The following is a 17,903-nucleotide window of genomic DNA, read 5'->3' on the forward strand; positions in this document are numbered from 1 at the left end:
CAGGACGGATTCTGCGGGTTATGGTTCAGAAAATCACGCCACAGGACTTCGGCAATGTCAGCCATACCCATTGGGGCACCCGGGTGACCGGAATTCGATTTTTGTACACCATCAATAGAAAGCATGCGCAAAGCATTCGCTAGCGTGCGACGAGTCGTCATGAGGGAACTCCAGATATAAAAGGGTTACAGCGCCCTCAACCGTATAAATCAATCGCGAGGGTAAAGAGCCAGACCGGTTAAATAGACTCTTCGCCTTGCACAATGGCTCAGTACGGTTGAGCGCGCTGCAATTTTAGGCAGCGACTTCGCGCTGATAGAAATCGACCATTTTGTCCCAGGCATCGCTGACATTATCTGCCAGTGAGAAGAGGCCAGAGGTCCCTACAATAAAGACATCAACGCCGGACTGGGAGATGACATTAAAGGTCTTCTCGTTGCAGGAGCCGTCAATCTCGGTCAGGTAGTGGTAACCATGCGCTTCGCGCATCGCAATCAGCTGCTTGATTTTGTTGAGCGATTCCGGAATAAACTTCTGGCCGGCGTAGCCGGGATCAACTGACATGACGGTCACTTTATCCAGCAGGTGCGCGTACTCCTTAATCGCATCAGCCGGAGTAGCAGGGTTCAACACCACGCCGCAGCGACGACCCGCATCTTTGATCTGATTCAGCAGCCGGAAGATTTTGTTATTCGCTGTCTCCGGATGGAAGCTGATAATATCGGCTCCAGCATCAATGCACATTGGGATAATATCTTCCGGGTGATTCACCATCAGATGCACATCAATTGGCACATCGGTGATTTTTTTCAGGTTTTCGATAAAGAATGGTGAGAGCGTAATGTTCTTCACATAGCTACCGTCCATAATATCGACGTGATAAAAATCAGCTCGGCCATTCATTGCCGTAATTTGCTCTCTGAACTGTGTTAAATTCATGCACATTAACGAGGGCGAAAATTTAGCCGCCATACTTCACCTCCAAAAGAATTAATTAGTTAAACAGTGACACGACATGCCCAAGAATGATGCCAACAACGCCGAAGTCCGCATCGCCAAAAGTGGTGGATGCAAAGCCAAGGTCGCCCATTAGAGGCAGCAAAATTGCAGGCAAGAATGAAATCAACAGACCGTGAGCGAATGCACCCACCACCGCGCCGCGCCGACCACCGCAGATGTTGCCGTAAACGCCCGCCGTCGCGCCGCAGAAGAAGTGCGGTACCAGGCCAGGAACGATGACGCTTAAACCAAACAGTGGGCACAGGAACATACTCACCAGGCCAGCGGCAAAGCTTGACAGAAATCCGACGATCACCGCGTTCGGGGCAAACGGAAAGACGGTAGGGCAGTCGAGTGCCGGTTTGGCGTCTTTCACCAACTTGTCGGCGATGCCTTTAAAGGCCGGAACGATTTCGGCAATAATCATGCGTACACCCGCAAGGATGATCCACACGCCAGCTGCAAAGGTAAGCGACTGGATAATGGCGAAGATGATAAAGTTCTGACCCGCGCTGATGTTGGCCTCAACAAACTCTTTGCCTGCGACCAGTACCAGAATGATGAACAGGATCATCATCGTCAGCGAGATGGCAACCGAGGAGTCACGCAGGAAATTCAGCGATTTCGGTACCTTAAGCTCTTCAATCGACGGGCTTCCTTTACCGACTACTTTCCCCACCAGTGCCGACAGCAGATAGCCAGTTGAACCAAAGTGGCCCAACGCCAGGTCATCAGTGCCTGTTATTTTGCGAGTGAACGGTTGTAGAATGGCCGGAGAGACGACCATCATGATGCCGAGGATCACTGCCCCCACCAGTACTACCCAGAATGGTGATAGACCGCCGACAGAGAGAATGACAGCCAGCATTGCCGACATATACAGCGTATGGTGCCCGGTCAGGAAGATGTACTTCAGCGGCGTAATACGGGCAAGGACAATGTTAAACAACATCCCTAGCACCATGATCATTGCCGTTGCGGTACCGTAGTTTTTCTGCGCCAGCGCCGCCATGGCATCAGTATTGGGTACGACTCCCTGAATATGGAACGAGTGCTCAAACAGCTGGCTAAACGTTGTTAACGTAGTGGCGATAATCGCCGCCCCGGATGTTAATATCACAAAACCCATAATGGTTTTGAGAGTCCCGGAAATAACATCGGAAACGGCTTTTTTCTGTAATAGTAAACCGATCAAGGAAAACAAACCAACCAGTATAGCTGGTGTACCTAACACATCATGAATAATAAACTGCAGCATAGAATGACTCCGTAAGGCCGCAAATAATTAATTAGAGATTCTCGGAAAGAATTTCTTTTATTTTATTGTTATCCAGCAAGTTAGATAAACCAAATACTTGTGCAGAATGGCTGGACAGATGTTCGGCAATATCTTTAGCGCTAAGAATAATATCGGCTGTTTCGCTCTTTGCCGACGTCAGGTCGGTATGGGAAATTTCAGCTTCTTTATTCAGCTCTTTAATGATTTTTTTTACATTCATTTCAACGATAAAGCTACTACCTAAACCGTTACCACAAACGATCAGAACCTTTTTCATCTCTACCTCACTATCCGTTGATAACGGTTTGAATTTTATCCATTGATGATGCTTTCAGAAGTGCTGATAGTCGTTCATCATCGCTAAAAATGTCCGCCAGTGCTGTAATCATATTGATGTGCTCATCACCAGAAAGTGCGCACAACATAATCACAACGTAAATCGGGTCATTCTCTTTTGCGTCAAAAGACACGCCTTGTTTAACATGTAAAAACGATAATCCATTTTTTATTGCCCCTTGCTCCGGACGGGCATGAGGCATTGCCAAACCTGGCGCCAGGACATAATAAGGACCAAGTTTCTGATGGCTGTTAAAAATGGCTTGAATATAATCTTCTGTAATCGCTTCTTTCGCTAATAAGGGCTGAGCCGATAACGTAATAGCTTGTTTCCAGTCGCTGACTGAATCCACAATCTGTATATTTTCCGTTGGTAGCCAGGTCGTAATCATAAATACCCCGATAGCGTTGAAAGTGAGCCTACTATAGTGGAATGCCTTCACGGGTTACCGTGATCTTCCTCGCAAAGTTAGCGCTAACATGGCGCTAGTGTTAAAATTCTTGTTACCGCTAACTTTGTTAACCATACTTATCATTACTTTGCAGTTGGGCAATGCGCAAAACGCTAAATATCATTTACAATGGCTGCCCAGCCAGGCGAAAGGAGGACATCAGTGCAGACGTTAGAAGTGGACGATAGCGGGAGAGAAAAACGCAGGAAAAACACTGGTAAAATTACGCTCGCCGAAGTGGCAAAACTGGTCGGCGTTAGCACGATGACGGTCTCACGCGCGTTGCGCATGCCTGAAAAAGTAAATCCTGAACTGCGCACCCGTATTGAAGCGGCGGTTAGCGAGTTGGGCTATGTGCCAAATCTACAGGCCCGCAGCCTCGCCTCTGCTGACTCCAGCCTGGTGATGGGGGTGGTGCCTTCTTTTTCCTCTCCAGGATTTCTCGCCGTTTCCGAAACGCTGCAGACCGTGATCGCGACGCAGGGTTACAGCATGATGTTTATCGAATCCGGCCAGGGTGGGCAGAGTGAAGAAAAAGCCTTTACACAAATGCTTGCTTACAACCCGGCGGCGATTGTTCAATTCAATATTGATAACATCAGCAGTTGTTCGCAAATGATCAGTAACACCGGCGTGCCGGTGGTTGAGATTGGCGCTATTAATCGTGATGCAAACTGGGTCAGCATTGGTGTTGACTACGGTGCAGCCATTAAAAAGTTGGTCACATCACTTGTACAGGCCGGATATAAAAATATCGGTCTGCTTTGCACGGCCTCTAATAATATTATGTTTCGTCAGGTACTGAGCGGTTGGAACAGCGCCATGATCTCCATTAACCACTCCCCACATCGGGTGGTTACCTCGCATCTACCAGCAGGCATTACGACCGGTTTAAATCTGCTGAGCGATATTCGTATCACCTGGCCTGAGTTGGATGCACTGATTTGCACATCTGATGAAATTGCCTGCGGCTGCATCATGGCTTGCCACGGTGCAGGGCAAAAAGTGCCAGATTCCCTGGCATTGGCAAGCTTGAGCGGTGGTACCCTTGCCGCAGTTTGCTCACCGGCTCTGACTGCGGTCGAATTTCCATGGAGTGAGACAGGCACTCTCGCAGGAAAGACGTTGCTTGATCTACTGGCTGGCAAATCGACAGATAGCGCTATTGAATTACCCTCAACCTTACAAGTTCGTGCCAGCACCAGAAAGCAGTAGTGCAGATAAGATATTTATTGATTTGCTATTCCGTCAAACACAGCGAGATTTGCGTTGCTGAGAACATACCCCTTTGGCGTGTCGAGCGCATTTGGCTATGCTGAGGTAACTTGAAGGGGGATGGGGATACCACTGAAATGAAAATAGAAAGTGATTGTTTTCATGCTAGTGCCATTTCTAGCAGCGTTACAGTGAGATTGCATAAGACGTCATGAAAACAAAAATCCACGCTATTGCGTGGATTTTATAGGGTTTTATGAACTTCATGAGATTATGGAAACCTCATGAGACAACAAACTTTATTTAGACGTTGAACAAGAAGTTCATCACATCGCCATCTTTAACGATGTAATCTTTCCCTTCTGCACGCATCTTGCCCGCTTCTTTCGCGCCTTGCTCACCTTTGTAGGTGATGAAGTCTTCGAACGCGATGGTTTGTGCGCGGATAAAGCCTTTTTCAAAGTCGGTGTGGATTTTACCCGCAGCCTGCGGCGCAGTTGCACCAACAGAGATGGTCCATGCACGGACTTCTTTCACGCCCGCGGTGAAGTAGGTTTGCAGGTTCAGCAGTTCGTAACCGGCGCGGATAACGCGGTTCAGCCCCGGTTCTTCGAGGCCCATTTCAGCCATGAATTCTTCACGGTCGGCATCGTCGAGTTCAGCGATATCGGCTTCAACGGCGGCACATACGGCAACCACAACAGAACCTTCAGCCGCTGCAATTTCGCGCACTTTGTCGAGGTACGGGTTGTTCTCAAAACCGTCTTCGTTAACGTTGGCGATATACATGGTTGGCTTCAGGGTCAGGAAGCTCAGGTATTTGATGGCCGCTTTGTCTTCGTCGGTCAGCGTTTTCAGCGCGCGCAGCATGCCCGCGTTTTCCAGTTGTGGCAGACATTTTTCCAGCGCAGCTTGTTCAGCTTTAGCGTCTTTGTCGCCGCCTTTGGCTTTTTTCTGCACGCGGTGCAGGGCGCGTTCACAGGTGTCGAGGTCAGACAGCGCCAGTTCGGTGTTGATAACGTCGATATCGTCAGCCGGGTCCACTTTGTTGTTCACGTGGATGATGTTGTCGTTCTCGAAGCAACGCACAACGTGACCGATAGCTTCGGTTTCACGGATGTTGGTCAGGAACTGGTTACCCAGGCCTTCACCTTTGGAAGCGCCTTTTACCAGGCCCGCGATATCAACGAATTCCATGGTGGTTGGCAGGATGCGCTGAGGTTTAACGATTTCCGCCAGCTGGTCCAGACGCGGATCGGGCATCGGAACAACGCCTGTGTTCGGCTCGATAGTACAGAACGGGAAGTTCGCCGCTTCAATACCCGCTTTGGTGAGCGCGTTGAACAGGGTGGATTTGCCTACGTTTGGCAAACCAACGATACCGCATTTGAATCCCATGTTTAAATCACCTTAATCTTTTGATATTCAACCTGTTATAGAAAACAGATTGTAGAAAAGTTAATAACTCCGCCTATTATACACGTCATACAGGAAAAAAAACGTACTTCATCCTGCTGCGATGGCGGCAACCTGAATAGTTTAGCGTACCGGTGAATACTTATTGCGCTTTAAAGGCATGCAGGCGGTTAGTCGCTTTAGTCAGCCCGTCTTTCAGCCAGATCTCGGTACAGCGCGCCGCTTCGTCTACGGCATCGTCAATCAGCTTCTGTTCGGTCGCCTGCGGCTTACCTAATACAAAACCAACAACTTTGCTTTTATCGCCCGGATGACCAATTCCGATGCGTAAGCGGTGAAAATTAGGGTTATTACTCAGTTCACTGATGATATCCTTCAGACCGTTGTGGCCACCGTGGCCGCCGCCCAGTTTGAACTTCGCCACGCCTGGTGGGAGATCCAGCTCGTCATGCGCCACCAGAATTTCATCTGGATTAATGCGATAGAAGGTCGCCAGTGCCGCAACGGCTTTACCGCTAAGGTTCATAAAGGTGGTCGGCACCAGCAGGCGAACATCTTCTCCGGCTAAATTAATGCGGGAGGTGTAGCCAAAAAACTTACTCTCTTCACGCAGCGGTGCGCGAAAACGCTCTGCCAGCAAATCGACGTACCAGGCACCCGCGTTATGACGCGTTCCCGCGTACTCTGCGCCGGGGTTTGCCAGGCCGACAATCAGTTTAATCGTCACGTTGTTATTCCTGAGTGGGCAATCTTTCCGGCGGCTAGTTTACGTCGAGAGGGCGCGCTTGACAAAAATAAGCGCCCTGAGCGGCAAAACTTGAATAGTTCACAACCGGAATAATGTTGATTGGAAAGTATTTCAGTCACTTAAATGTAAAGATTTGTTGATGAGATGTTCTTATTTGTGATCACCAGCGCACTTATCCCTGGCGGTGTTGTCTATACTTTACACACTAGGAATAGGGATATATCCCTAAACCCAAAGCCAATCTACGGAGGTGACACTATGAAACGCAAAAACGCTTCGTTACTCGGTAATGTGCTCATGGGGTTAGGTCTGGTCGTCATGATCGGCGGCGTTGGTTATTCTATTTTAAACCAGATGCCGCAGCTTAACCTACCTCAGTTTTTTGCGCATGGTGCGGTGTTAAGCATCTTTGTCGGCGCACTTCTCTGGCTGGTTGGCGCGCGTGTCGGTGGGCACGAGCAGGTGAGCGATAGATACTGGTGGGTACGCCACTATGACAAACGCTGTCGCCGCAACGATAATACCTCTCACCGTCACAGCTAAATATGACAATGGCTCCCGTGGGAGCCATACAGACAACTTCCAAAGTCCTGGCCGAAAGCCGGGACTTTGTGCTTTCAGAGTGGTCGAATTTACTCGAACAGTCGATGGTGCAACGCCTTGACCGCGCTGTCGGCCGCATCGCCTGGCAGCAGGAAGCAAAGGTTGTTATGAGACGCGCCGTGACAAATCATCCGCACCGCATGCTCTTCCAGACGAGAGAAGACATCGTTACACACGCCCAGCTCTTTGGTCAGTTGATTACCCACTAACGTTACCAGCGCCAGCCCGGTTTCTACTTCCACACGGCAGTGGGAGGAGAGGGCCGTAAACAGCGCGGTGGTCAGCGTGTGATCTTCACCGGAGGTCGCGTTTGATGAGTCCAGCGCCAGCGCGATGGTCGATTCTGATGTCGTCACCAGATCCGTTGCCACGTTGTGCTGAGCCAGCAGCGTGAAGATCTGCGCTAAGAAACGGTTAGATGGCTGATCGTCGAGACGGTGCAGGCGCAGCAGCGTCTGCTTGCGGCGTACCGCAACCGCACGATAGCGCGGCGGGTTCTCCGTTGTGCAGCATACCAGCGTACCGCCAGCGGCTGTGTCTTTACTGGATCCAACAAACACCGGAATGTTCTTACGCATCGCTGGCAGCAGCGTCGCCGGGTGCAGCACTTTCGCGCCGTAGCCTGCCATATCACTCGCTTCAGAGAACGAGATGCTGTCGATGCGTTTCGCGTTTGGCGCGATACGAGGATCGGTGGTGTAGATACCGGCGACATCGGTCCAGATATCAACGCGGCCTGCGTGCAGCGCTTCACCCAGCAGGGAAGCCGTGTAGTCGCTGCCGCCACGGCCCAGCGTGGTGGTGCGACCGTTAGCGTCACGGCCGATAAAACCCTGGGTAATCATGATTTCTTGTTCGATACGCGGGCGCAGATGCGTTTCCGCCAGCTCAGCCACGGCGCTAACCTGAGGTTCTGCGCAGCCGTGAGTGGAGTCGGTGCGAATCACGCTGCGGGCGTCAAACCAGCTGGTTTCAACGCCGCGTTCACGCATCACTTCCGTAAACAGCAGGCTGGACATCAATTCCCCGTGACTCACCAGCTCATCGCTTAGAGCGTCAGACGGTGAAACCATCGCCGTTTGCGCCAGACGGCTAATATTATCGAGGAGATTATCGATTTCCTTGCTGATGACAGAAGGCTGCTTCAGACGGGAAATAATGTTGTATTGAATGGTCCGGAGGGTCTCAAGCTTGTCTAACTGCTGATGACTTTCCAGACCTTCAGAAAGCTCAACCAGTAGGTTGGTGACACCTGCGGAAGCAGACAGGACAACTAAACGAACATTTTGATCGGCAAGCACAATGCTGGCGCTGCGGTTCATCGCATCAAAGTCAGCAACGCTGGTGCCGCCAAACTTGGCAACGATGAATTGTGGGTAAATGCGGGTCATAACACTCTCATATCAGGGCGCCATAATATATGGCTAGAAAATTTTCATTCTCGGCATAAGGGAAGGTTCCTTCTCCTTACGAAATGTCCGCCCGCGAACATTTCTGGATGACAACCCAGGAGTAATCCTGTTGTCGATAACGTGTTCTGCCCGTCACACGCTATCGGGTGCTGCGCATTAGTCTATATTTACTGGGGGGTAAATAAGCGCGCCATAGTAAGTGATTTATCACAAGGGATCGACTTTTTTATTTATCTCTCAGTAAATAAATGAAAAATCCCGTTTTATTCGAAATCCTCAACCTTATTTACGGTAAAGACACGTAAAAAAATAATAAAACCTTAACAATTGGGTGGCTATCATTACATCGCAGGCTTTGTATTTCTCTGAAGCTTTTTATAATAAATGGTAACAATTTAGCATCAAGGTGTTGTTGGTTTTGTGTTGTTACCTTTTGATTTTAAAGTGAAAAATGGCATCTGAAAACCGCGTAAAATAAATGATTGAGTCCTTAGCTAAAACAACATATATTAGCCGCGATTTTTTACAGGTAATCCTTATAACCATTTATTCAATCAGGCGTTAATCTACACCTGGTTGTAGGAGTGATATGATGACGGATAAAGTCCGTATTGATACTTTACGTGCTAATTCATTACCACAGAGCAATGATACCTTTTTAGCAAGACAAGCTGAGTTTGAATCTAACGTCAGAAGCTATCCACGTAAGCTGCCGCTGGCTATCGCCAAGGCACAGGGCGTTTGGATCACTGACGTTGAAAATAATCAATACCTTGACTGTCTGGCGGGTGCCGGCACCCTGGCACTTGGTCATAATCATCCTGATGTACTTCAAAGCATTCAAAGTGTCATCACGAGTGGCTTACCGTTACATACGCTTGATCTCACGACCCCATTAAAAGATGAATTTTCATCTTATTTACTTTCCCTGTTACCGGGCGAGGGTAAAGAATATTGCCTGCAGTTCACCGGCCCATCCGGCGCGGATGCTGTAGAAGCGGCTATCAAACTGGCGAAAAAAGCGACCGGTCGTTCTGGCGTAATCAGCTTCTCCGGCGGTTACCACGGTATGACTCACGGCGCGTTGTCCGTGACCGGTAACCTGTCACCGAAAGAAGCCGTCAGCAATATGATGCCGGAAGTGCAGTTCATGCCATATCCGCACGAGTACCGCTGCCCGCTGGGCATTGGTGGCGAAGCGGGCGTGAAAGCGCTGACCTACTACTTCGAAAACCTGATCAACGACGTTGAAAGTGGCGTGCGTAAACCTGCGGCGGTGATTCTTGAAGCCGTTCAGGGTGAAGGCGGCGTGAACCCGGCTCCGGTCGAGTGGCTGCAGCGCATCCGTAAAGTGACTCAAGAACACGGCATCATGCTGATCCTCGATGAGGTTCAGGCTGGTTTCGCGCGTACCGGTAAACTGTTCGCCTTTGAACACGCCGGTATTGAGCCAGACATCATCGTCATGTCCAAAGCGGTTGGCGGCGGTCTGCCACTGGCGGTTCTGGGTATTAAAAAGCAGTTTGACGCATGGGCACCAGGCCACCACACCGGTACCTTCCGCGGCAACCAGCTGGCGATGGCGACCGGCCTGACCACGCTGAAGATCCTCAAAGACGACAAAATTGCCGATAAAGTTGCCGCCCAGGGCGAGTGGCTGAAAGGCAAACTGGCTGAACTGCAGAAACGTTACCCGGTTATCGGTCACGTTCGCGGTCTGGGTCTGATGATCGGTCTGGAAATCGTTAAGCCTAACGAAGCGCCTGACCACATGGGTTGCTTCCCGGCTGACGGCGAGCTGTCTGCGCTGCTGCAGAAGAAATGCTTCCAGGCGGGTCTGATCCTGGAACGCGGTGGTCGTAACGGTTGCGTACTGCGCCTGCTGCCATCCCTGCTGATCACCAACGATGAGCTGGAAATCTTCCTCGATAAATTTGAAAACGCCCTGAATGCCGCTGGCGTGAAGCCGGTTTAAACGGAGTAGGATCGAATGTCTGACGTAAACCCGATTCTGTCCGGCTCGGCGCAGAGTATTGCTGCCTATCAGGACGCTATCGAGCAGAGTACTAAAGCGGTCGTTGAATGGTTAAAACAGCCTGAGATGTATCAGGGCAAAACCGTTGAACAGCTGCGTGAACGTATCAACCTGAACTTTACGTCTCAAGGCCTGGGCAACCAGGCCGCCATTGAGCGTGCGGTTGAATACTTTCTGAAAGACAGTCTGTCCGTTCACCATGCACAGTGCGTGGCGCACCTGCACTGCCCAAGTCTGGTCATTAGCCAGGCGGCGGAAGTGCTGATTAACGCCACCAACCAGAGCATGGACTCCTGGGATCAGAGCCCATCCGCGACCATTATTGAGATCAAACTGATCGAATGGCTGCGTGAGCAGGTTGGTTTCCCGGCAGGCGATGCAGGCGTGTTCACCAGCGGCGGCACCCAGAGCAATCTGATGGGCCTGATGCTGGCGCGTGATGCGTTCTATGCGCGTCAGGGGCACTCTGTACAGCAAGACGGTATTACCGGCGATCTGCGCAAGATGAAAGTGTTCTGTTCTGAGAACGCGCACTTCTCCGTGCAGAAAAACATGGCGCTGATGGGCCACGGCTATCAGTCCGTCACGCTGGTGAAAACCGATGCTTTCTCTCGTATGGACATCAATGACCTGAAAGAGAAGCTGGCGCAGGCGAAAGCCAACGGCGAACAGGTGATGGCGATTGTTGCGACGGCAGGTACTACCGACGCGGGCGCAATCGACCCGTTAACGGAAATTACCGCGCTGGCCGCCGCAGAGCAGATCTGGGTTCATGTGGATGCAGCATGGGGCGGGGCGTTACTGCTGTCTGAGAAGTATCGTCATTTCCTCAATGGACTTGAGCAGGCTGACTCCGTCACTCTGGACTTCCACAAGCAGTTCTTCCAGACCATCAGCTGCGGGGCGTTCCTGCTGAAAGATGCGCGTCATTATGAACTGATGCGTTATCAGGCGGCGTACCTGAACTCTGATTTCGACGAAGAGCACGGCGTGCCGAACCTGGTGTCCAAATCTCTGCAAACCACGCGTCGTTTCGATGCGCTGAAGCTGTGGATGGGCCTTGAAGCGCTGGGCAAAAAGCAGTATGCCGAAATCATTGATAACGGCGTTACGCTGGCGCGCGATGTTGCTGAGTTTGTGAAAACCCAGCCGCATCTGGAGCTGGTCATGGAGCCGCAGCTGGCAAGCGTGCTGTTCCGTTTCCGTCCGGAAAACAACGACAGCGCGTTTGTGGCCCTGCTGAACCAACGTATTGGTGACGTTCTGCTGGCTTCCGGCAGCGCTAACGTGGGTGTGACCGAAGCTGATGGCGTAACCTGCCTGAAGCTGACGCTGCTGAACCCAACGGTTTGCCTGGAAGACGTTAAAGTTCTGCTGGCAAGCGTGAAAGACACCGCCGAGCAACTGCTGAAAGCGTAAGCATTCACGTTGCGATAAAAATGGCTCCCTCGGGAGCCATTTTTTTTGCCTGTCATTTGTAGCCCGGCCAAGCGAAGCGCCGCCGGGAGGCGGTTAGATGATGTCTGCTAGTGCAGCATCCTTGTTTGGGAAGAAGGTCAGGCGACCAGGAATCGGCTGAATGCCAGCGCGGGCCATGGTGCGCAGCGGCTGGAATTCCAGGTTAGAGACGCGCAGCTCGCAGCCTTCAGGCAGCTTTTTCACGAAGCGCTGGAAGGCATCCAGGCCACCGGCGTCCAGCACCGGTACGGCATCCCACTTCAGCACTACGATACGTTTGCCTTCAATACGTGTCTCAAGATCGCTAAACAACCCTTCGGCGGCGGCAAAGAACAGCGGGCCAATCACGCGTAGCACCAGCACATCGTCCGGCACGGTGACGTTCACGGCGGAAAGACGCGTCATGCGCGCAATACGGCGCATAAACAGCAGCGAAGCCAGCACGATACCAACGCTGATGGCGATAACCATATCAAACAGCACGGTCAGCGACATACAGATCAGCATCACGATGATGTCGTCTTTCGGCGCTTTGCGCAGCAGGTACACCACCTTGTGCGCTTCGCTCATGTTCCACGCTACCATCAGCAGCAGGGCGGCCATCGCCGACAGCGGCAGCCACGAGAGCACCGGGGCCAGAATCAGCAGTGCCAGAATCACCAGAACCGCGTGGATCACCGCCGAAACCGGTGAAGTAGCGCCTGCACGAACGTTCGCCGCCGAGCGCGCAATCGCCGCGGTGGCGGTAATGCCGCCAAAGAACGGCGCAATAATATTACCGAGGCCTTGACCGACCAGCTCGCTGTTCGCTTTGTGCTTGGTGCCGGTCATACCGTCGAGCACCACCGCACACAGCAGGGATTCAATCGCCCCCAGCATTGCCATGGAAAACGCCGCTGGTAGCAGAGCGTGAATGGAGGCCCAGCTTAAGGTAAAGGTTGAGACCGGCATATCCCACGGCAGCACAAACTGCGGCAGCAGCTGCGGGATACCGTTGCCCTGAGAACCGTCAGCCAGGATGTAGTGGAACTGAGAGCCGATGGTGGCGACGTGGCCACCGAGCAGGTTCACAATCAGCATCACCACGCAGCCAGCAATCAGCGCGGGCAGGTGGCCCGGCAGGCGCAGGCCGAGGCGAGGCCAGAGGATCAGCGTGCCGAGAGTAACAACGCCAATGGCTGCATCGCCAACGTTAATGGTCGGCAGCGCCATCACCAGCGCGCCCACCTTCTGTAAATAGTGTTCCGGAACGTGCGTCATCTGCAGACCGAGGAAATCTTTAATCTGCATGGTCCCGATGGTAATACCAATCCCTGAGGTGAAGCCGAGTGTCACCGACAGCGGAATATATTCGATCAGGCGGCCAAAGCGGGCCAGGCCAAAGAGGATCAGGAATATCCCGGACATCAGGGTTGCAACCAGCAGGCCTGCCAGGCCGAACTGTTGAGAGACAGGGTAGAGAATAACCACAAAGGCTGCCGTCGGCCCGGAGACGCTAAAGCGCGAGCCACCGGTCAGGGCGATAACAATCCCCGCGACGGCGGAGGTGTACAGGCCATACTGCGGTGCCACGCCGCTGCCGATCGCCAGCGCCATCGCCAGCGGAATCGCGATGATCCCAACCGTGATACCGGCAATCAGATCGCGCATAAATCGCGCGGAGGTGTATTTCTCTTTCCAGCAGGCGTCAATCAGCGCGCGGAAAGGCATAACGTGAGGGGAAAGTAATTTATTCACAGTTGTCTTTCATCCATGAGCGCATCATCTACCATATGAATGATAGTTGAAGTTGGCATAAATCATACAAATTAACTACACAGACAAAAAAACCCGCCGTAGCGGGTTTTTTAACCAAATCCGATTAGTGTTCGAACATGGCGGAGATGGATTCTTCGTTGCTGATACGACGAATCGCTTCGGCCAGCATCCCGGACAGAGTCAGGGTACGAACGTTTGGCAGCGCTTTGATCTCATCACTTAATGGGATGGTATCGCAGACGACTACTTCGTCGATGACGGAGTTACGCAGATTGTTCACCGCATTGCCGGAGAAGATCGGGTGAGTTGCGTAAGCAAATACGCGTTTCGCACCACGTTCTTTCAGCGCTTCAGCTGCTTTGCACAGCGTGCCACCGGTATCGATCATGTCATCAACCAGTACGCAGTCACGACCGGCAACGTCACCGATGATGTGCATAACCTGGGAAACGTTCGCACGTGGGCGACGTTTGTCGATGATAGCCATGTCGGTATCGTTCAGCAGTTTAGCAATAGCACGAGCGCGGACTACGCCACCGATGTCTGGAGAAACCACGATTGGGTTATCCAGGTTCAGCTGCAGCATATCTTCGAGCAGGATTGGGCTACCAAATACGTTATCAACCGGAACATCGAAGAAGCCCTGGATCTGTTCAGCGTGCAGGTCTACGGTCAGTACGCGGTCAACGCCAACGCTTGACAGGAAGTCAGCGACAACTTTAGCGGTGATTGGTACACGAGCAGAACGAACGCGACGGTCCTGGCGAGCATAACCGAAGTAAGGGATAACGGCGGTGATACGGCCTGCGGAAGCACGGCGCAGGGCATCTACCATAACGACTAATTCCATCAGGTTGTCGTTAGTTGGGGCACAAGTGGACTGGATGATGAAAATATCACCACCGCGTACGTTTTCGTTAATTTGTACGCTGACTTCGCCGTCGCTAAAGCGACCTACAGCGGCGTCGCCGAGAGAAGTGTACAGGCGGTTGGCAATACGTTGTGCTAGTTCCGGGGTGGCGTTACCAGCAAAAAGCTTCATATCAGGCACGAGAAGAACCTCAGGCATGCGTCCAGTGGTGGATGAAACGGGCCAAAAACTGTGCGGGCCAGGCGCGATTTCATCCAGGCGGTGTATTAAAGAGCGCGATGCAACGTCTGGAACAGGGTGACGTTGTCACCAGAGCTCAGTTTGCCCGGCAGGGTCACTCATCACCATTCTTCTTTCGTCAGCATGACTGACGGAAACCGAATGATTCAGAGCAGGGCTTGCTTCAATGGAGAGAGGTTTACACCTTTCGCCACAAAGCCTTGCAACCATTCCGGGGCTTGCTCAAGCACCTGGCGGGCAGCGAGTTCCGTGTCGAATTCAGCAAAGACACAGGCTCCTGTTCCAGTCAGGCGCGACGGCGCGTATTCTAACAGCCAGGAAAGCACATCATCAACCTCGCGAAAACGTTTTCTTGCGATAACCTCGCAATCATTGCCGAATTCACAATTTAATAACGTTTCTATTGACCTGACAGGGGTGTTTCGTGGCAGCTCCGGATCGCGGAAGATAACCGGGGTTGGAATGCTGACGCCCGGGTGGGCCACCAGATACCATTTTTCCGCAACCTCAACCGGCGTTAGCACCTCGCCAACCCCTTCAGCAAACGCTGCATGGCCACGAACGAACACCGGCACATCGGCACCCAGCGTCAGGCCAATAGCCGCCAGCTCATCTTCCGAGAGCCCGCACTGCCACAAATGGTTTAGCGCAACCAGAACGGTAGCGGCGTTTGAGGAACCACCGCCCAGGCCGCCGCCCATCGGTAGGCGTTTTTCAATGCTGATGTCCGCGCCGCAGCCGTCCGCCAGACGCTGGCTGTCGGCGGCGGTTTTCATCAGCAAGCGCGCAGCGCGAATAATCAGGTTCTCTTCGTTTGGCACGCCGTCCACGGGGGTGAGCAGTCGCAGTTGCCCATCCTGGCGCGGCACAATGGTCAGCGTGTCGCCGTAGTCGAGAAACTGAAACAGCGTCTGCAGCGTGTGATAGCCGTCAGCGCGCTGCCCGGTGATGTATAAAAACAGGTTCAGCTTTGCCGGAGAGGGCCAACGGGTCATCATTTAGCGATCCAGTTATCCATCTTCAGCTTGATGCGCTGGGAGCCTTCGGTCAGCTCCATGTTGGACGGCAGCGCTGGCTGGGTTTTGTTGTCGTAACCGCCGTACACCACTTTCCAGGTTTTGCCGTTCTGGGTGTAGTTGAGTTCACTAAGACGATACTGGTCGTCAAGTTTATAGTCGGTGGCGTCGCCCGGCAGGCCGAGGATCCACTGACGCAGGCTGTTGAGCGGAATCGGCATCCCGGTCAGCTTGCCAATCATCTCTTCGCCGTCGGCGGCGGTATAGTGCTGGCCTTTGTTATCGGTCAGTTGGGCAGAGCCCGGTTTGCCAATCAGCTCAAGCTCGGTGCTGCCAAGCGGGTTGGTTAACAACAGACGATAGTTGTCCTGGCCGGTTTGCTGCCAGAAGAAGCGGGCGTAAACCTTTTGCTGGTCAGACAGATACGCAAACGCACCGCGGGTCTGATACTGGCTTAAGTGAAGAACGTCCTGCTGGTGCTGCTTCCACTGTGGGGCGGTAGGGCTTTTACCCGGACCGGTTGGCGCAGTGGTGGTACAAGCGGTAAGGACCAGGGCTGCCAGCGGCAGCAGGCGAATCAGGCGGAAATCAGACATGACAATCCTTGAAGTGCGTTGCAGTGATAACGCTTAATGCTAGCGTCGCCTGCGGGCAGCGTCTACGCTCAAGTTGTCTTAAATCATAAAATTAACCCAGCCTGCCTATTACTCCAAAAGGGGGGCGTCCCTTTTATTGATCTCGCGCATCCTGTATGATGCGCTCAGACTAACCTTATCAACGCTGGTACTACTCCCGCACAATGACCCTTTTAGCTCTTGGCATTAATCACAAAACAGCCCCGGTAGCGCTGCGAGAACGTGTAACGTTTTCGCCAGATACGCTCGACCAGGCGCTGGAGAGCCTGCTGGCTCAGCCAATGGTGCAAGGAGGCGTGGTACTGTCGACCTGTAACCGCACCGAGCTCTACCTCAGCGTAGAGGAGCAGGAAAATCAGCATGAAGCGATTATCCGCTGGCTGTGCGATTACCACGGCCTGAATGAAGAAGAACTGCGCCAGAGCCTTTATTGGCACCAGGATAACGATGCCGTCAGCCATCTGATGCGCGTTGCCAGCGGGCTGGACTCGCTGGTGCTGGGCGAACCGCAAATCTTAGGGCAGGTTAAAAAAGCGTTTGCCGACTCCAGTCGCGGGCATCTGCATGTCAGCGAGCTGGAACGCATGTTCCAGAAATCCTTCTCTGTTGCCAAGCGCGTGCGCACGGAAACGGATATCGGCGCCAGCGCGGTGTCGGTGGCGTTTGCGGCCTGTACCCTGGCGCGACAGATTTTCGAATCACTCTCTTCGGTGACGGTGCTGCTGGTCGGCGCCGGTGAAACCATCGAACTGGTGGCGCGCCATCTGCGCGAGCATCATGTGAAAAAAATGGTGATTGCCAACCGTACCCGCGAACGTGCACAGGTGCTGGCCGATGAGGTCGGGGCCGAAGTGATCGCGTTGAGCGACGTGGATGAGCGGCTGAAAGAGGCCGATATCATTATCAGTTCTACCGCCAGCCCGCTGCCGATTATTGGTAAAGGGATGGTGGAGCGCGCGCTGAAAGCGCGTCGTAACCAGCCGATGCTGCTGGTGGATATTGCCGTACCGCGCGACGTTGAGCCGGAGGTGGGGAAACTCGCCAACGCCTATCTCTACAGCGTCGATGACCTGCAAAACATCATTCAGAATAACCTCGCGCAGCGCAAAGCCGCCGCGGTTCAGGCTGAAACCATTGTTGAGCAGGAAACCAGTGAATTTATGGCCTGGCTCCGCGCGCAAAGCGCCAGCGAAATCATCCGTGATTATCGTTCCCAGGCTGAAACGGCGCGTGAAGAGCTCACCGCTAAAGCGATCGCGGCTCTTGAACAGGGCGGCGACCCGCAGGTCATCATGCAGGATCTGGCGCGGAAATTAACCAACCGCCTGATCCACGCGCCAACCAAATCTCTTCAGCAGGCCGCCCGTGACGGGGATGATGAACGCCTGCATATTCTGCGCAACAGCCTCGGGCTGGAGTAGCACAACTCT

17 protein-coding genes are annotated in these 17,903 nt (G+C 52.8%); 5 read left to right on the top strand and 12 right to left on the bottom strand.

Features of this window, described 5'->3' with window-relative positions; all coding sequences use genetic code 11:
- The 5 genes from HII27_RS22895 to HII27_RS22915 form a co-directional block, all read right to left on the bottom strand.
- The coding region (locus HII27_RS22895) for a hypothetical protein (protein ID WP_185669694.1) at positions 1–161 on the bottom strand (161 nt) is incomplete at its 3' end.
- Between the two features lie 133 nt (positions 162–294).
- Positions 295–972, bottom strand: coding sequence for a D-allulose 6-phosphate 3-epimerase (gene alsE / locus HII27_RS22900; RefSeq protein WP_185669695.1), 678 nt, complete (start codon positions 970–972; stop codon positions 295–297).
- Between the two features lie 22 nt (positions 973–994).
- Positions 995–2,257 carry a PTS ascorbate transporter subunit IIC gene (locus HII27_RS22905; RefSeq protein WP_185669696.1) on the bottom strand — a complete coding sequence of 421 codons (1,263 nt, stop codon included), beginning with the start codon at positions 2,255–2,257 and terminating at the stop codon, positions 995–997.
- Between the two features lie 31 nt (positions 2,258–2,288).
- A complete protein-coding gene (locus HII27_RS22910) occupies positions 2,289–2,555 on the bottom strand; it encodes a PTS sugar transporter subunit IIB (RefSeq protein WP_185669697.1) in 267 nt (88 codons plus the stop codon).
- 10 nt (positions 2,556–2,565) lie between these two features.
- Positions 2,566–3,006 (bottom strand): PTS sugar transporter subunit IIA, encoded by a 441-nt coding sequence (locus tag HII27_RS22915; RefSeq protein ID WP_185669698.1) that lies wholly within the window; start codon positions 3,004–3,006, stop codon positions 2,566–2,568.
- A 222-nt stretch (positions 3,007–3,228) separates the two neighbouring features.
- Here HII27_RS22915 and HII27_RS22920 point away from each other — a divergent pair, with 222 nt between their 5' ends.
- Positions 3,229–4,281: a LacI family DNA-binding transcriptional regulator gene (locus HII27_RS22920; RefSeq protein ID WP_185669699.1), complete on the top strand. Its 1,053-nt coding sequence runs from the start codon at positions 3,229–3,231 to the stop codon at positions 4,279–4,281.
- Positions 4,282–4,584: 303 nt separating this feature from the next.
- Here the strand turns inward: HII27_RS22920 and ychF are convergent, their stop codons facing one another.
- Entirely contained in the window at positions 4,585–5,679 is a 1,095-nt protein-coding gene (gene ychF / locus HII27_RS22925; RefSeq protein ID WP_185669700.1) for a redox-regulated ATPase YchF, read from the bottom strand.
- Between the two features lie 160 nt (positions 5,680–5,839).
- On the bottom strand, positions 5,840–6,424 hold the full coding sequence (pth, locus tag HII27_RS22930) for an aminoacyl-tRNA hydrolase (RefSeq protein ID WP_185669701.1): 585 nt from the start codon (positions 6,422–6,424) through the stop codon (positions 5,840–5,842).
- A 279-nt stretch (positions 6,425–6,703) separates the two neighbouring features.
- Between pth and ychH the strand changes: the two genes are divergently transcribed.
- Positions 6,704–6,988 carry a stress-induced protein YchH gene (ychH, locus tag HII27_RS22935; protein ID WP_185669702.1) on the top strand — a complete coding sequence of 95 codons (285 nt, stop codon included), beginning with the start codon at positions 6,704–6,706 and terminating at the stop codon, positions 6,986–6,988.
- Positions 6,989–7,077: 89 nt separating this feature from the next.
- Here the strand turns inward: ychH and lysC are convergent, their stop codons facing one another.
- Positions 7,078–8,439 (bottom strand): lysine-sensitive aspartokinase 3, encoded by a 1,362-nt coding sequence (gene lysC, locus HII27_RS22940; protein ID WP_185669703.1) that lies wholly within the window; start codon positions 8,437–8,439, stop codon positions 7,078–7,080.
- 610 nt (positions 8,440–9,049) lie between these two features.
- Here lysC and HII27_RS22945 point away from each other — a divergent pair.
- Positions 9,050–10,435 (top strand): diaminobutyrate--2-oxoglutarate transaminase, encoded by a 1,386-nt coding sequence (locus tag HII27_RS22945; RefSeq protein WP_072011324.1) that lies wholly within the window; start codon positions 9,050–9,052, stop codon positions 10,433–10,435.
- Between the two features lie 15 nt (positions 10,436–10,450).
- Positions 10,451–11,914 carry a pyridoxal phosphate-dependent decarboxylase family protein gene (locus tag HII27_RS22950; RefSeq protein WP_185669704.1) on the top strand — a complete coding sequence of 488 codons (1,464 nt, stop codon included), beginning with the start codon at positions 10,451–10,453 and terminating at the stop codon, positions 11,912–11,914.
- 93 nt (positions 11,915–12,007) lie between these two features.
- Here the strand turns inward: HII27_RS22950 and dauA are convergent, their stop codons facing one another.
- From dauA to lolB, 4 genes are all read right to left on the bottom strand, one after another.
- Positions 12,008–13,690: a C4-dicarboxylic acid transporter DauA gene (gene dauA, locus HII27_RS22955; protein ID WP_317983866.1), complete on the bottom strand. Its 1,683-nt coding sequence runs from the start codon at positions 13,688–13,690 to the stop codon at positions 12,008–12,010.
- 124 nt (positions 13,691–13,814) lie between these two features.
- A complete protein-coding gene (prs, locus tag HII27_RS22960) occupies positions 13,815–14,762 on the bottom strand; it encodes a ribose-phosphate diphosphokinase (protein WP_003856663.1) in 948 nt (315 codons plus the stop codon).
- Between the two features lie 206 nt (positions 14,763–14,968).
- Positions 14,969–15,817, bottom strand: coding sequence for a 4-(cytidine 5'-diphospho)-2-C-methyl-D-erythritol kinase (gene ispE, locus HII27_RS22965; protein WP_185669732.1), 849 nt, complete (start codon positions 15,815–15,817; stop codon positions 14,969–14,971).
- Entirely contained in the window at positions 15,817–16,440 is a 624-nt protein-coding gene (gene lolB / locus HII27_RS22970; RefSeq protein WP_185669733.1) for a lipoprotein insertase outer membrane protein LolB, read from the bottom strand. The genes ispE and lolB overlap by 1 nt, the downstream gene beginning before the upstream one ends.
- Before the next feature lie 197 nt (positions 16,441–16,637).
- On the opposite strand from lolB, the gene hemA reads away from it, so the two are divergent.
- Entirely contained in the window at positions 16,638–17,894 is a 1,257-nt protein-coding gene (gene hemA / locus HII27_RS22975; RefSeq protein WP_185669705.1) for a glutamyl-tRNA reductase, read from the top strand.
- The last annotated feature ends 9 nt before the right edge of the window (positions 17,895–17,903 follow it).

Origin of the sequence: Kluyvera sichuanensis (genome assembly GCF_014218705.1) — a bacterium.
Lineage (GTDB): Bacteria > Pseudomonadota > Gammaproteobacteria > Enterobacterales > Enterobacteriaceae > Kluyvera > Kluyvera sichuanensis.

What these genes read in the sequence shown, in the direction of transcription:
- HII27_RS22945 (WP_072011324.1), top strand. Translation starts at nt 9,050, where the DNA reads ATGATGACGGATAAAGTCCGTATTGATACTTTACGTGCTAATTCATTA.
- alsE (WP_185669695.1), bottom strand. Translation starts at nt 972, where the DNA reads ATGGCGGCTAAATTTTCGCCCTCGTTAATGTGCATGAATTTAACACAG.
- HII27_RS22910 (WP_185669697.1), bottom strand. Translation starts at nt 2,555, where the DNA reads ATGAAAAAGGTTCTGATCGTTTGTGGTAACGGTTTAGGTAGTAGCTTT.
- ychH (WP_185669702.1), top strand. Translation starts at nt 6,704, where the DNA reads ATGAAACGCAAAAACGCTTCGTTACTCGGTAATGTGCTCATGGGGTTA.
- hemA (WP_185669705.1), top strand. Translation starts at nt 16,638, where the DNA reads ATGACCCTTTTAGCTCTTGGCATTAATCACAAAACAGCCCCGGTAGCG.
- ychF (WP_185669700.1), bottom strand. Translation starts at nt 5,679, where the DNA reads ATGGGATTCAAATGCGGTATCGTTGGTTTGCCAAACGTAGGCAAATCC.
- lysC (WP_185669703.1), bottom strand. Translation starts at nt 8,439, where the DNA reads ATGACCCGCATTTACCCACAATTCATCGTTGCCAAGTTTGGCGGCACC.
- ispE (WP_185669732.1), bottom strand. Translation starts at nt 15,817, where the DNA reads ATGACCCGTTGGCCCTCTCCGGCAAAGCTGAACCTGTTTTTATACATC.
- HII27_RS22915 (WP_185669698.1), bottom strand. Translation starts at nt 3,006, where the DNA reads ATGATTACGACCTGGCTACCAACGGAAAATATACAGATTGTGGATTCA.
- HII27_RS22950 (WP_185669704.1), top strand. Translation starts at nt 10,451, where the DNA reads ATGTCTGACGTAAACCCGATTCTGTCCGGCTCGGCGCAGAGTATTGCT.
- HII27_RS22905 (WP_185669696.1), bottom strand. Translation starts at nt 2,257, where the DNA reads ATGCTGCAGTTTATTATTCATGATGTGTTAGGTACACCAGCTATACTG.